At 52.7% G+C, this 14,647-nt stretch carries 12 protein-coding genes; 10 read left to right on the forward strand and 2 right to left on the reverse strand.

Annotation, left to right across the window (positions count from 1 at the left end; all coding sequences use genetic code 11):
• The first annotated feature begins 120 nt into the window (after window positions 1-120).
• The 3 genes from MKY12_RS12760 to MKY12_RS12770 all read left to right on the forward strand — a co-directional run bounded on the left by MKY12_RS12760 (window position 121) and on the right by MKY12_RS12770 (window position 3,407).
• Window positions 121-420, forward strand: a complete 300-nt coding sequence (locus MKY12_RS12760) for a heme biosynthesis protein HemY (protein WP_036729071.1) — start codon at window positions 121-123, stop codon at window positions 418-420.
• A gap of 300 nt (window positions 421-720) precedes the next feature.
• A complete protein-coding gene (locus MKY12_RS12765; protein ID WP_339313997.1) occupies window positions 721-1,629 on the forward strand; it encodes an Rpn family recombination-promoting nuclease/putative transposase in 909 nt (302 codons plus the stop codon).
• 191 nt (window positions 1,630-1,820) lie between these two features.
• Window positions 1,821-3,407, forward strand: a complete 1,587-nt coding sequence (locus MKY12_RS12770) for an ABC transporter substrate-binding protein (protein WP_339313998.1) — start codon at window positions 1,821-1,823, stop codon at window positions 3,405-3,407.
• A 123-nt stretch (window positions 3,408-3,530) separates the two neighbouring features.
• Here MKY12_RS12770 and MKY12_RS12775 read toward each other — a convergent pair whose 3' ends face one another.
• Window positions 3,531-4,883: an FAD-binding oxidoreductase gene (locus MKY12_RS12775; RefSeq protein ID WP_339313999.1), complete on the reverse strand. Its 1,353-nt coding sequence runs from the start codon at window positions 4,881-4,883 to the stop codon at window positions 3,531-3,533.
• A 250-nt stretch (window positions 4,884-5,133) separates the two neighbouring features.
• On the opposite strand from MKY12_RS12775, the gene MKY12_RS12780 reads away from it, so the two are divergent.
• Window positions 5,134-6,117, forward strand: coding sequence for a diaminopimelate dehydrogenase (locus tag MKY12_RS12780; RefSeq protein ID WP_339314000.1), 984 nt, complete (start codon window positions 5,134-5,136; stop codon window positions 6,115-6,117).
• A gap of 194 nt (window positions 6,118-6,311) precedes the next feature.
• Here the strand turns inward: MKY12_RS12780 and gdhA are convergent, their stop codons facing one another.
• On the reverse strand, window positions 6,312-7,688 hold the full coding sequence (gene gdhA, locus MKY12_RS12785) for an NADP-specific glutamate dehydrogenase (RefSeq protein WP_339257461.1): 1,377 nt from the start codon (window positions 7,686-7,688) through the stop codon (window positions 6,312-6,314).
• Between the two features lie 274 nt (window positions 7,689-7,962).
• Between gdhA and MKY12_RS12790 the strand changes: the two genes are divergently transcribed.
• The 6 genes from MKY12_RS12790 (at window position 7,963) to MKY12_RS12815 (ending at window position 14,646) form a co-directional block, all read left to right on the forward strand.
• Window positions 7,963-8,625 (forward strand): DUF2625 family protein, encoded by a 663-nt coding sequence (locus MKY12_RS12790; RefSeq protein ID WP_339314001.1) that lies wholly within the window; start codon window positions 7,963-7,965, stop codon window positions 8,623-8,625.
• On the forward strand, window positions 8,622-9,047 hold the full coding sequence (locus MKY12_RS12795; RefSeq protein ID WP_339314002.1) for a hypothetical protein: 426 nt from the start codon (window positions 8,622-8,624) through the stop codon (window positions 9,045-9,047). Before MKY12_RS12790 ends, MKY12_RS12795 begins: the two co-directional genes overlap by 4 nt.
• Window positions 9,048-9,293: 246 nt before the next feature.
• Complete coding sequence (locus MKY12_RS12800) at window positions 9,294-9,902, forward strand: hypothetical protein (protein WP_076077653.1); 609 nt, start codon at window positions 9,294-9,296, stop codon at window positions 9,900-9,902.
• 66 nt (window positions 9,903-9,968) lie between these two features.
• Window positions 9,969-12,833 carry a Na+/H+ antiporter subunit A gene (locus MKY12_RS12805; protein WP_339256266.1) on the forward strand — a complete coding sequence of 955 codons (2,865 nt, stop codon included), beginning with the start codon at window positions 9,969-9,971 and terminating at the stop codon, window positions 12,831-12,833.
• Window positions 12,833-13,168, forward strand: coding sequence for a Na(+)/H(+) antiporter subunit C (locus MKY12_RS12810; RefSeq protein WP_036729053.1), 336 nt, complete (start codon window positions 12,833-12,835; stop codon window positions 13,166-13,168). Before MKY12_RS12805 ends, MKY12_RS12810 begins: the two co-directional genes overlap by 1 nt.
• Window positions 13,165-14,646 (forward strand): Na+/H+ antiporter subunit D, encoded by a 1,482-nt coding sequence (locus tag MKY12_RS12815; protein ID WP_339256268.1) that lies wholly within the window; start codon window positions 13,165-13,167, stop codon window positions 14,644-14,646. Before MKY12_RS12810 ends, MKY12_RS12815 begins: the two co-directional genes overlap by 4 nt.
• Window position 14,647: the final 1 nt, after the last annotated feature.

Raw genomic sequence — 14,647 nt, forward strand, 5'->3', positions numbered from 1 at the left:
GGCTGAAGTGGTGATCTGTAGTCTACTCACTGGAATAACCACTTAATTATCTATAGCACCTTATAATATGTTATAATGAATTTCTGATTTCATACTAAGTAGAATAGAGGTCGCCAGAGGATGAAAGTAAAAATTAACCGCAATGCAGCTAAGGTTCTAAAAGATATGCTGAACAGCCCGGAAGCGGAAGGCAAGAAAATCCGCGTGGTCATCACCCAGAATCACGGAGATCACGGACACTATGATGTAGCGCTGGATACACCTACTGAGCACGATGAAGTGGTTGCTACAGATAAGGATATCGAGATTCTGCTGGATACTCGCGAACCGCTGCTCGACGGCGTCTGGATTCAGTATTTCTATGTGCCACAGGAAGGCTTCTTCATCACCAATCCGTCTACCGGATTCCTGGAGAAATAAGCAGCAGATCACTATCATCTCTGTTGCCTTAGGGGCGGCACTGTCTGAATCAGCCTCACCCGGCTGGTAAGACGGTGCCGTTTTTTGTTGTTAGATTTTAGGGAGATCCTGCACGAAGTGCAACCATGCTGCTCCATACAAGCGTGGTTAAAACAAAAAACACTTAGATAGGGATTTTCTTCTATTGAGGTGGAGGTTTGAGAATGAAAGCATGACGCTATGGAGCAGGGTTAGCACATTTAAATGCGAATGTATGTTCCTTTTATTATATACAACCACTGAATTATGGAATATAATTACATGCGAGAAGTCCGACACTTGACCCGGGAGGCGATAGAGATTTCTATACCGCATGATGAGGCTTTTAAAAAGCTGCTGGAAACTTTTTATCAGGAATTCATTGATTTGTTCTTTCCTGAGCTGGGCGATGTGCTCGACTATAGTGAGACCCGATTTCTGATGCAGGAATTGCTGGTGGATATTGTTGGCGAGGAGGCGCGGGAGCTGGATCTGCTGCTGGAGACTCGTTACAAAGGGCTGGACGGTTACATTCTAATTCACCTGGAGCCGCAATCGTACAAGGATCATGAATTTCGTGACCGGATGTTTATTTATTTCAGCCGCCTGTTTGAGCGATACCGTAAAGATCACAAACTCATTATCCCTATTGCGATCTTTACCTCGGATGAGGTCAGGGAGGAACAGGACACGCTGGAGATGTCCATCCCGGAACACAACATTCTGCGCTTCCAGTTTCTTAAGGTGGAGCTGCGTAAGCAGAACTGGCGGCGGTTCATCGATTCAGATAATGCTGTGGCTGCTGCGTTATTGGCGAAGATGGGTTATACTACAAGAGAAGCAAGAGAAGTGCGCCGGGAATTTCTGCGGATGTTCATGAAGCTGAGAGCGCGGCTGGATCAGGGCCGATTGGCACTGATCATGTCCGTGGCAGATTTGTACTTTAAGCCGGACCGGGCACAGGATGAGGAGATTCTAAGAGAATTAATAGATCACTATCCGGAGGAGGGGGAAGCCATTATGGAACTAATGCCAGCTTGGAAGCGTTGGGGTTATGAAGAGGGCATAGCGGAAGGTATGGAGAAAGGCCAGGCGGAGATTATCCGTAAGCTGCTGCTCAACGGATTCACTCCCGAGGCGGTATCCAAAGCCGTTGATTTGCCGCTGGATGAGATTAAGAAGCTGATGTGAATACAGACCCGGGCGGATGTTGCCCGGGATCTTTTTTATTATAGGCCCATGCAGGAATATTATGTTATCCCGCCCTAAAAGTCGTTGCAAAAGTATGTGTTATCGTTGAATGCCTATATTAGCGGGGCGAGGATTTTTTATTATACTGTTCTTGTAAGCGATTACACACATATAGCTGGGGGGAAATTCTAGTGAATAAGAAAAAAGCAATGACACTGATGTCCAGTATCCTGATGATCTCTCTGCTTAGCGCGTGCGGAGGCGGTAACGGCAATACCGGAGGGAACGCAGCGGAGCCGAAGGCCTCAGCTGCAGCAACGGAAGCTGCCGGAACCAATCAGCCCGCCGCAGATTCCGGCACTGTGGATACATCCCAGCCTGTTACCTTGAAGATGATCTTCGTAGGTCCGAAGCCGGTTGATTACGATCAGGTATTCGGAGAGATCAATAAGAAGCTGAAGGAGAAAATCAACGCCACACTGGAAGCCGAATTCCTGGACTGGTCCGACTGGGCGCAGAAATATCCGCTTAAGCTGGCGGCTAACGAGGACTTCGATCTGATCTATGCCGCCAACTGGGCAGGCTATAACGACCAGGCACTCAAGGGCGGGTTCCTGGAGCTGACGAACGAGATGCTGGAGAAATATGCTCCGATGACCTGGAAGGCGATGCCTGAGGTAGCCTGGGGTCAGGCGAAGGTGAACGGCAAGCTGTATATGGTGCCTCAGAACCGTGGCGAAACCGTGGAGAAGCTGATTCTGTACCGCGAAGACCTGCGCAAAAAATATAATCTGCCGGAGATCAACAGCCCGGAGGCGTACGCCAACTATCTCAAGACTATATCCGGTAAAGAGAAGGGGGTTACCCCATTCGTACCGGAGACCGGAGACTGGAAGCTGCATAATCTGGACCGGATCCTGCTCAAGCAGCAGAACGAATGGAATCTGTTCGACCTCGATCTGCCGATGGGCTTCAAGCTGGATGATCCGGCCGGCAAGGTATTCAACTTATATGAGACTCCTGAATTCAAGGAGCTTGTCTACTATTATAAAGATCTGGCCGAGAACAACGCCTGGTCGAAGAGCGCACTGAACAGCAAGCTGGATCATCAGCAGGAATTCAAGGCCGGCAAGGCAGCCTCCATCACCCACAATCTGGGTACGCTTGGCGCCTTGATGACCGATATGCGGGAGAAGAACTCCCCGTATGAGCTGGCTCTGGCCGATATTAACCCGGATAAGAAAAAATCCGTTGCCGTCTCTACGCAGAACGGCGTAGCGATTCACTCCACCTCCAAGCAGCCGGAACGTGCGCTGATGATGATTGATCTGCTCCAGAACGATAAGGAACTGCATGATCTGATCATGAACGGCATTAGTGCTGTACACTATAATCCGGTCGGCGAAGATAAATTCACGAACGCCGAGAAGAATGCCAACTACACCGGCTTCTCCAACTGGGGCTTCAACTCCCCGCTGAACCGTGATAATGCTTCCTTCCCGGATGAAGCGAACGCCCTGACTGACAAATGGGAAGGTGAAGTGTATCACTATCCGCTGGAGACCTTCGTCTTCGACAACAGCAAGGTGAAGACCGAAGTGGCCAATGTCGGCAATGTGATGCTGCAATACGGCATTCCGCTGGAATACGGAACGGTGAAGGATGTAGACGCGGGTCTGGCCAAGCTCCAGCAGCAGGTTAAGGCAGCCGGTATCGACACCATCATCGCAGAGGTGCAGCGTCAGATTGATGAATTCCTGGCGAATTCAGCCCAATAAGTCTGGTACTCTTGTATAGCTTATACATCAATAAAGCAGCGGTTCTCCCGTCTTGGGATGGAGAACCGCTGCTTTATGTTTTCATGCTCAATTCATACAGGTTTCATCTTTACCGGCCCGCCATTAGCTTGTAGTTCGGGCTGGCGGGATACTCTGCGGATTGTTGAATACATTCCCGGGATCATATTTCGCCTTGACTCTGCGTAATCTGGCATAGTTCGTTCCATAATAGACCGGGCCGGAATGCTTGATGCCCTGGTCAGGCACATTGATGTAGCTTCCCACGATGAACGGCTGCAGCTTGCGGCGGGTGTTGCGGACGTAGAATATATTTTTGGCGGCATCCGATTTCTTGATCCATGAGCTGTTCCACTCCACGTAGAATTTGGCCTTTCGCCAGTAGAAGGCAGTAGATTTAGGAGATTTACGGCTTACAGCCCCACCCCAGTTGAGGAAAAAGAACCCGGCGTCTTTCCCCTCCACCTTCTCCAGGAACTCACGCATCGGCTTGAATGCCTGATCCGGGAACGGTTTCCTTGCAAAGGCGCTGGAGAACTGGTTGCTGAAGCGCTGAGTCTGTACCGGATCGGGAGCTAACAAGAAGCTGACCACTTGCGGATAAGGCAGGGAACGGATCGTTTGGATCGTAGGGGTTCCTACACTTGTAATGGGCTTCAAGAGGCGGACAGCCTCAGCCTTAGATCCGAGGAACAGTCCCAGCATGCTGACATTTCCGCCTTTTTTGGGACCGATGGATAATTCGCTGCCCAGTCTGGTATTCACAGAGGGAGCCCAGCGCTGCCAGGTCTTAAGGACCTTCTCGAACTGGCCCCAGGGCCAGGTGATGCGGAATACCGTTGCTGTAGCAGGAGCCGGGCGTACTTTGAATTTGTAACGGGTGCACACGCCGAAGTTGCCTCCGCCGCCGCCACGGGAAGCCCAGAGCAGATCGGCATTACTTTTCTTATTCGCAATAATAATTCTGCCCTTGGCATCGACCATTTCAAGCTCCACCAGATTATCGCTGACGAGCCCAAGGGTACGCTGAAGCGGGCCGATGCCGCCGCCAAGTGTAATGCCGCCGATTCCCACGGTAGGACTGTCCCCGAAAGGTGCCATATACCCCTTCCGGGCAAGCGTATGGGCGATTCTCCCCACTGTATTTCCGGCTCCGACGACGGCTGTCCCTGTTTTTTTGTTTAGCTTGATGCTGTTCATTTCACTGACATCAATGACGATTCCGCCGTTCACCTGGGACAGATTGACCTCCAGCGCATGTCTGCCGCCTCTGGGCCGGATGGGAATCCGGTGCTCGTTGGCCCATTTGATAGCATTGGCTACATCCTGAGTCTTCTGGGCGAACACGAATACTTTGGGGAATCGGTCGGTATGCGGGTCCCAATTTTTGCGCGCGGCCTCATAACCCGGATCACCTTTGTAGATGACGCGTCCGGTAAGCTTCGTTGCTGAGTTCACTGGTTTCCAGCTCCTTTTGAGCTAATATTGGCATACATGAAAATGACTTTGACTAGGTTAATGTATGCGGGGCGTTAGTCTATGGCGTGGGCATAGTTGAAATTCATTCTGGAGGGTTTTTGGGGAACGGGACAATAATCTGGCGGTGCGGCTGTGCAACTTAATGTTTACATTTTGTGTAATGTATATATACTTAACTTTTGAAGGATTCATATCTCCGGGTTAACCGGCAAGGGAGGATATTACAGACATGACATCAACCATTAGAGTAGGCATCGTCGGATACGGAAATTTGGGTAAAGGGGTACAGCAGGCCATTGAGCAGAACTCCGATATGGAGCTGGTAGCCATATTCACCCGCAGAGATCCGCAGCAGCTGGCAGACATCACAGGAACGCGCACCGAGCACATCTCAGCCGCCGAGCAGTACATAGGCAAGATTGATGTAATGATTCTGTGCGGCGGTTCCGCAACAGATCTGCCGGAGCAGACTCCGCAGCTGGCCCGGTTATTTAATACGGTGGACAGCTTTGACACTCATGCCAAAATCCCTGATTTCTTCGCTGCGGTGGACAAGTCTGCCCGCGAAGGCGGCAGCGTAAGTGTGATCTCCACCGGCTGGGACCCGGGCATGTTCTCTATGAACCGGCTGCTGATGCAGTCCATCCTGCCGGTAGGCGAAGATTATACGTTCTGGGGTACAGGAGTCAGCCAGGGGCATTCAGATGCGATCCGCCGGGTTCCCGGTGTCAAGGCAGGCGTGCAATATACCGTGCCGGTCCAGGAGGTTATTGACAGCATTCGCGGAGGCGAGACCCCGCAGCTGTCCACCCGCGAGAAGCACCGCCGGGAATGCTACGTAGTGGCTGAAGCAGGAGCTGACCGCGATGCCATTACCCGGACGATTGTAGAGATGCCGAACTATTTCGCCGATTACGACACAACGGTTCGATTCATTACGGACGAGGAGCTTGCTGCTGAGCATTCAGGAATGCCGCATGGCGGCTTCGTCATCCGCAGCGGAGTGACCGGAGGCGGAAGCAAGCAGATCGCCGAATTCGGGCTGAAGCTGGACAGCAACCCGGAATTCACCGCCAGCGTCCTGGCTGCCTATGCCCGTGCTGCTGTGCGTCTGAAGCAGGAAGGCCAGACAGGAGCCAAGACGGTATTCGACATTCCGCTCGGCCACCTGTCCCCAAGATCGGCAGAAGAACTGCGGCGCGAGCTGCTGTAGGCTACAATGAGCGGGATAAATCCCGTTGGTGGGGCCCAGTACGGCTGAGGGAGAGTAATGAAGAGCACAAGTGCACCTGAATCCGCCGGGTGCGAGCTTAAATGATCAGTTACCTATGCCTCAACCTAAAAAGAGGTGTCCCCAGCCGAATGGCTCAGGGACACCTCTTCTTGTATCAATTAGTCTATAACAGGTTACACGATACCCTGCGCCAGCATGGTATCGGCAACCTTCAGGAACCCGGCGATGTTGGCGCCGGCAACCAGGTTACCGGCGACGCCGTAATCCTCTGCTGCCTGAACGGTGCTGCTGTAGATATTTTTCATAATGACTTGCAGCTTCTCGTCCACCTCTTCGAAGGTCCAGGACAGACGCATGCTGTTCTGGCTCATCTCCAGGCCCGAGACCGCTACGCCGCCGGCATTGGCGGCCTTGGCAGGAGCAAACAGCACCTGGTTCTCCAGGAACAGCTCCACCGCTTGGAGAGTGGTCGGCATATTGGCACCTTCACCGATGGCCTTAACTCCGTTCAGAATCAGCGTCCGGGCGGATTCCAAATCCAGCTCGTTCTGCGTGGCACACGGCAGAGCGATGTCGCAAGGCAGGCTCCAGATCCCGCTACAGCCCTCAACATACTCGGCATGCGGGTGCTCCTTCACATATTCGCTGATGCGCAGGCGCTCTGTTTCCTTCAGTCTTTTGACGGTAGCCAGATTGATGCCCTGAGGATCATGAATGTAACCGTTCGAATCACTGCAGGCAATTACGTGGGCTCCCAGCTGTTGAGCTTTTTCGATAGCATAGATGGAGACATTCCCGGAACCGGAGATGACCACCTTGCTGTCCTTGAAGCTTGCTCCGTTCGATGACAGCATCTCTTGCACGAAGTATACACAGCCATAGCCGGTAGCTTCCTTGCGTGCCAGACTGCCGCCATAGAGCAGCCCTTTTCCGGTAAGAACACCGGCAGCATGCCCGCCGTGAATCCGTTTGTATTGGCCGAACATATAGCCGATCTCGCGCGCGCCTACACCGATATCCCCTGCAGGAACATCTGTATCCTGTCCAATGTGGCGGTACAATTCCGTCATGAAGCTCTGGGTGAAGCGCATAACCTCTTGATCCGATTTATCCTTGGGATCGAAGTCGCTGCCGCCCTTGCCGCCGCCCATGGGCAGGCCGGTCAGCGAGTTTTTGAAAATCTGCTCGAAGCCCAGAAACTTGATAATTCCGAGATAGACGGAAGGGTGGAAGCGCAGGCCGCCTTTGTAGGGACCGATGGCACTGTTGAATTGAATGCGGAAGCCGCGGTTAACCTGGGTATTACCGGCATCGTCCACCCAAGGGACACGGAAGGAGATGCTGCGCTCAGGCTCAACCAGCCGCTCGAGAATCCCGTGCTTCATATACTGCGGGTGGCGGGTCAGAACGGGGGTGATACTCTCCAGGAATTCCTGGACAGCCTGGTGAAATTCCGGCTCATGCGGGTCGCGCTTCTGGACCTCTGCATAGATCCGCTGCACGTATTGCACAGCCTCATTGGATACTTCTGACGTTAGTGTAGGAACGATGGACACTTTGGCAAGCACTCCCTGTCTGATTGTAATTCGGGCTATCCCGTATTAATTAGAATTTAAAAGAATTCTATAAAACCTGACATCAATTTGCCAATCAATTATTTTTGGCATACTCATTAAGAAATTCTATGAACCTCACATAATATGCCAGCTATATGCGGCGGAATGTTAATAAACCTCTGGTCAATTCAGGATTGCAGTTCCCACTGAATAGGGTATATATAAATATTGGAAACAGCATAATGCATTGAGAGAGAGGCGTAAGCATATGCACTTATTATCTGTAGCAGATTTAGTAGATGTGGAGAACCATGCCTGGGAGGAGATCAGGGAGCTGCTGAGCCAAGGGCCGCATACCTACCGGCTGGAGGCGGCAGAAGCGGAACACGCGGTACAGACGCTGGTCCGCTTGCAGGTCAGCACGAAATCCTATCTGGGAGCGATAGCCTACGAGACAGGAGGAATCGTGTTCGAGCATGGCTGGATTACGCTGCTTGGCGCGGGAGCCGAAGGCATCTTCGGAAGCCTGACCTCATGGAATGGCCTGTCTACAGCGGACAATATTCCTCCGCTGCCGGGAATACTAATTGTGGCCTATGATGCGGCCGGCGGCTTCTTCGGCCTGGATACGGGGCGGTTCGGGCAGACGGGTCATATCTATTATTATGCCCCGGATGTCCTGAAGTGGGAGACAACGGAGCTAACCTATTCGGGCTTCATCGGCTGGCTGGCAGAAGGGGACCTGGATCTGTTCTACGAAACATTCCGCTGGGTGGGCTGGGAAGAGGAGATCCAGCAGCTTGAACCGGGCCAAGTGATGGGCTATTACCCGCCGCTGTGGACGAAAGAAGGCAGCGGTTCTGCCAGCAGCAAAGCGCCGTTCTCTATTCTGGAGGCCTGGCATTCAGCGAGAAGTGCGGGCACGGAATGAAGAAGAGTAAGGCGGGCAGAGAAAGGCTTAAGATCGTCACGATTGCGGAAGAACCGCTCGAATTCATTCCATATGTCACTGCGGCACGCGGCAGCCAAGGAATTGTATATGAATGTTTACCAATATACAGGGGAGTGATTCTGGGGTTGCCGAAGGAGGTGGAGGCGCTGATTGTAGCCTCTGACCTTCAAGGAATGGCTCTTCACGACAACGGCGAATACGGAGACTCCCTGGTGGGTGAGAAGCTTCCGGAGACGCTGGAGCATCTGCTTCAGCTCCATCTGCCGGACGTCGATCAGGCTAAGGTGCTCATATGTTTATGCGGGGATTTATACGGAGATACTGCCGTAAGAGGTTCAAGCGGCGACCCGCTCCCGGTATGGAGGGCCTTCCGCAGCAGGGAACTGCACCCAAGTGCTTAACACGGAGGGAAGGGTACTGATATTCACCTCCGCCATCCTTAATTGAAGCGGCAGCCACCCGGAACAAACGCTTCTGTTTTGTCCAAGTCTTGTCCGTAAACTTTACAAACAGCATCGGAATAGATATAATTTAGGTATAACTTTCAGGGTTTGAAACAACAGAAAGGGGCCTAACGCCATTAGGCTCCTTTTGTATTTCCGGCCCATGTTAACAGGAGGGCGAAAGTCATTCACAAGGAAAAGATTATGGTATGTGTTCATTACGGCCCGCATGGCGAGCGTTTGATCCGGCGTGGAGTCCAGTTATCCGAGTTGATCGGGGCACCGCTGTATGTGCTCAATGTGGATAGTTCAGACAGTGATGAATATAATCAAAGCAAAGAAATGTATATGGCGGTCTGGAAGCGTCTGGCTGAAGAAGCCGGTGCTGAATTCATGGTGCGCAAGCGCCGCGGCCGCAAGACAACGGATGTGATCGTTGAAGCGGCAGAAGAACATGAAGTCACTCAGGTTATCATCGGGCAATCGGCCCAGACCTTATGGCAGGAGCTGACTAAACGCAACTTCGTCAATGAACTGATCAGCAAGATGAAGATGATGGATCTGCATGTAGTTGCAGTTCAGCGTATGCGCGCTGGTCTTGAAGAGACCCATGAAGAAGGGGTAACCGCTTATTTGGTGAAGAACGAGGGAATGTATCAGCTCAGCGATGAGCCGGAAGGTACAGACTTCATTAAAGGGAAATACTTCCACGAATTGCACACCGAGTTTGAGAATGGCTTGTTCAAAATTGAGCAAGATGGTAAAGCAAGATATTTGCATATCTGTGAAGGGAACTTGGCCGATCCGCTATAACCGGTCTTGTTGTCAGGAAGTAAGTACCAGTGTTCACAACCTATACCACTGAAGGGAAAAGGAGGCTTGCCTTTGCTGCATATAACCGTTCTTGTTCCGTTTCTTATGGCCCTGATGATAGCGCTTCTACGCGGGAGGGTACGCAAGCTCCATAGAGGATGGCTTGTACTGGCCGCACCGCTGATGTTATTTATCTACTTCTTTACCCGTATTCCGGTCATCAAGGGAGGGGATCTCGGATATGAGACATTGTCATGGATTCCTTCCCTTGGGATTGATCTGGTCTTCCATCTGGATGGATTAAGCCTGCTGTTCGCCTTGTTAATCACGGGAATGGGCACCCTGGTCTTTATCTATTCCATCTTTTATCTGGACAAACGCAAGGAAGAGCTGACTCCATTCTATGTGTATCTGCTGCTGTTCATGGGAGCTATGCTGGGAGTCGTCCTATCCGATAACCTGATGGTGTTATACGGATTCTGGGAGCTTACGAGTGTCTCATCCTTCCTTCTGATTGCCTACTGGCACCGGAGACAGAAATCACGCTACGGCGCGCAAAAGTCGATGCTGATCACTGTCTTCGGCGGTCTGGCGATGTTCGCAGGCTTCCTGATGCTATATGTGATGACAGGTACCTTCAGCATCCGCGAGATCTGGAGCCAGGTGGGCGACATCAGCGGACAAACGCTTTTCATCCCCGCAATGCTGCTTATTCTACTGGGTGCCTTCACCAAATCGGCCCAGTTTCCGTTCCACATCTGGCTGCCTGATGCAATGGAAGCGCCGACTCCGGTCAGTGCGTATCTGCATTCAGCAACCATGGTCAAAGCCGGTTTATATCTGGTAGCACGGTTCAGCCCGGTGTTTGCGGGGCAACATGAGTGGTTTTGGATAGTGTCGGGCGTCGGCCTGATCACCTTGATCTATGGATCGATCCAGGCGATGAAGCAGACGGACCTGAAGGCTCTGTTAGCTTATTCTACAATCAGCCAGCTCGGTCTGATTATGGGATTACTCGGCATGGGATCGGCAGCTTCCTTTTATACAGGGGAACAGGCTGTATTCTATACCGCCGCAACAACGGCAGCACTCTTTCATTTAATTAATCATGCCATATTCAAAGGTTCGCTCTTCATGGTGGTCGGAATTGTCGACCATGAGACGAATACCCGTGATCTGCGCAAGCTGGGGGGGCTGGTGTCTCTGATGCCGGTAACCTTCACATTAGCGCTGATCGGCAGCTTCTCAATGGCGGGTCTTCCGCCGTTTGCCGGATTCCTGAGCAAGGAAATGTTCTTCACGGCTGTGCTGAATATCAGACAGCTGGATATCTTCAGCCCCGGGGCCTTCTTTACCATATTCCCGGTGCTGGCGTGGATTGCAAGCATATTTACCTTTGCATACAGCATGATTATGGTCTTCCATACCTTCTTCGGGAAATATCAGCCGGAGAAGCTGGACAAAAAACCGCATGAAGCGCCCTTCGGCCTTCTGCTTCCGCCAGTAATTCTGGCACTGCTGGCCGTTATCACCGGCTTCTTCCCCAACATCCTGTCCAAGACACTGATCGTTCCGGGAATGAATGCCATTCATCCGGAGCTTGCAGCCAGCTCGCCTTTTTACGTCAACATCTATTTCTGGCACGGATTCACCGCCGAGGTCTGGATGACGCTGGGCGTGATCCTTCTCGGGATTATCGTATACCGCGTATATGGCCGGTTCAGCCTCGTGGATAAGGAATGGCGCAGCGGCCTCACGCTGACACAGGTATATGACGGGAGTATCCGGCTCGTGGAGGGACTGTCCCGTGCAGTGACAGGGCTATACATGACCGGTTCGATGCGTCATTATCTGATGTATATTTTCACCCTGATTATCGCCGTAGTAGGCGGTACTATGCTGTATTCGGAGGGCATTACGTTTGGCCAGGGGAACTACGCTCCGGTCACCTTCTTTGAAGTTGTTGCCGTACTGGTCCTGCTGACCGGTGCGCTCGCCATACCATTCGCGAAGTCCAGAGTCTCGGCGATTCTGCTTACCGGAATGGTCGGTTACATGGTAACGCTATTGTTCATCCTGTTCCGCGCACCCGATCTGGCCCTCACCCAGATGATTGTTGAGGTGGTCTCGGTCACGCTGTTCCTGCTCTGCTTCCGGCATCTGCCGAAGCTGAAGCGGGAGAAGGTCAAGCTGCGGGTTAAGGTGCCGAGGCTGATCATCGCCTTAGGCTTCGGGATCACGATGACGCTGGTGGCGCTGGCCGCGCTAGGCAGCAGTCCGTTCGAGTCTATCTCAACCTACTATGTGGAGAATAGTTACAAGCTTGGCGGCGGCAAGAACATTGTCAATGTGCTGCTGGTGGACTTCCGCGGCTTCGATACCATGTTCGAAATTACGGTGCTGGGGCTGGCGTCGCTGGCCATCTACTCGATGATCAAGCTGCAGCTGGATCAGGATCATACGCCTGTTCTGACCAGAAACAAACCGGATGAGAGCACGCGCCGCTATACCCGCAGCAATGATGTATTGCTGCAATCGGTGGCAAAGGTAGCCTTCGTGATCATCATCACGTTCTCCCTGTATCTGTTCTTCGCGGGTCATAATCAGCCGGGCGGCGGCTTTATCGGAGCCTTGATGGCTGCGGCGGCGCTGGTGCTGATCGCGATTGCCTTCGGTACGGAGTTTGTGGAGAAGGTGCTGCCGGTCGATTACCGCAAGTTAATCGCAGTCGGGATTATGATCGCTTTTCTCACCGGAATCGGTTCCTTTGTCTTCGATGCTCCGTTCCTGACCCAGGCCTTCGGTTACTTTGAACTGCCGGTCATGGGCAAGACGGAGCTAACCACGGCGATGCTGTTCGATCTCGGAGTCTACCTCTCGGTGATTGGTGTCACGATGAATATTATCTTTACGATCGGGAGGGATAACTAATGGAGATCCTTATTGCCCTGGCGATCGGTGTCTTGTTTACCGTAGGTGTCTATCTGGTCCTGTCCAAAAGTCTGCTCCGCATCCTGCTCGGGACGACGCTGCTGACTCACGGCGTTCATCTGCTGCTGCTGACGATGGCGGGCCTGAAGACGGGCGCTTCACCTCTGCTTGGGGAGAAGGCGGACAGTTATGTCGATCCGCTGCCGCAGGCGCTTATCCTGACTTCCATTGTAATCAGCTTTGGGGTATCCGCGTTCTTCATCGTTCTGGCCTACCGGGCTTACCGCTCGGCGGGAACGGATGATGTGGAAGGAAGCAAGGGGGAGAGACCATGAACAACCTGCTGGTACTGCCTTTGCTGATCCCGGCCTTTACGGCGGTCATCCTGATTTTTCTCAAGGAACGAATTAAGCTGCAGCGTATCCTCAGTGCCATCAGTGTGCTGGTGAACATCGCAGTAGCGCTTATCATTATGTACCAGGTCCATACGGATGGGATTCAGACGCTCTATATGGGAGGCTGGATTCCGCCTTACGGCATCGTCTTCGTAGCTGATATGTTCGCAGCGCTGCTTGTCTTGACGGCTGCGGTGGTAGGGGCGGCTTGTCTGTTCTTCTCCTTCGCAAGCATCGGTGAGGAGCGGGAGCGGTTCTACTACTATACATTTTTCCATTTCCTGCTCACCGGTGTGTTCGGCTCGTTCCTGACGGGTGACCTGTTCAACCTGTTTGTCTGCTTCGAGGTGCTGCTGGTTGCTTCCTACGCCATGATTGTTCTGGGTGGAACCCGGATACAGCTGCGGGAGACGCTCAAGTATATCCTTGTCAACGTAATTTCCTCCACCCTGTTCGTAGCGGCGATTGCTTATCTGTACGCGGCGACAGGCACGCTTAATATGGCTCATCTGGCCATCCGTGTGGGAGAGGCCGGGCAGGGCGGAGTCATGAATGTGATTGCCGTACTCCTGCTGCTGGTGTTCTCGCTCAAAGCAGGCCTGCTGCTGTTCTTCTGGCTGCCGGATTCGTACAGTGCTCCTCCGCAGGCGGTAAGGGCATTGTTCGGCGCACTGCTTACCAAGGTGGGGCTGTATGCCATCACCAGAACGTTCTCACTGATTTTTGTCCATGATATGGGCCTGACCCATTCGCTGATCGGCTGGATGGCTGGGGCCACTATGATTCTTGGAGCCATAGGGGCACTCGCCTATAATGATCTAAGCCGGATCTTTAATTATAATATTGTCATCAGTGTCGGCTTCATCGCTTTCGGTATCTCTGTGGCTACCCAGGATTCGCTGAGCGGGGTCGTATTCTATCTGATGCACGATATGGTTGCCAAGGCACTGCTGTTCTTCCTGGGCGGGCTGATTGTCGCAGCTTCGGGGACGGAGCAGCTGAGGCTGATGGGCGGTCTGATCCGCCGGTATCCGTGGACGGGCTGGATGTTCTTCGTCCTGACGCTGGCGCTGGTCGGCGTCCCTCCGCTGAGCGGTTTTGCCGGGAAGGTCATGATGGTCCGCAGCGGCTTCGGAGAGCAGCATACCGCGCTTGCGCTTATCGCTCTGGCTTCCAGCTTCGTCGTCTTGTATTCGCTGATCAAAGTCTTCCAGCAGGTATTCTGGGGAGGCGAGAAGAGCGATGAAGAAATCCGTCCTCTGCGCTACAAAGCTATGATGGTACCGGCTGCGGCGCTGTTTGTGCTCGTCATCCTGATGGGCATAGGCGCCGAGTGGGTGAACGGCTATGTGGGGCAGGCCGGCGCAGTCCTCGCTGATCCGGCAGCGTACATTAATGCTGTCATAAGGAGTAGATGAA

Origin of the sequence: Paenibacillus sp. FSL M7-0896, assembly GCF_037975415.1 — a bacterium.
Classification (GTDB): domain Bacteria; phylum Bacillota; class Bacilli; order Paenibacillales; family Paenibacillaceae; genus Paenibacillus_AQ; species Paenibacillus_AQ silagei.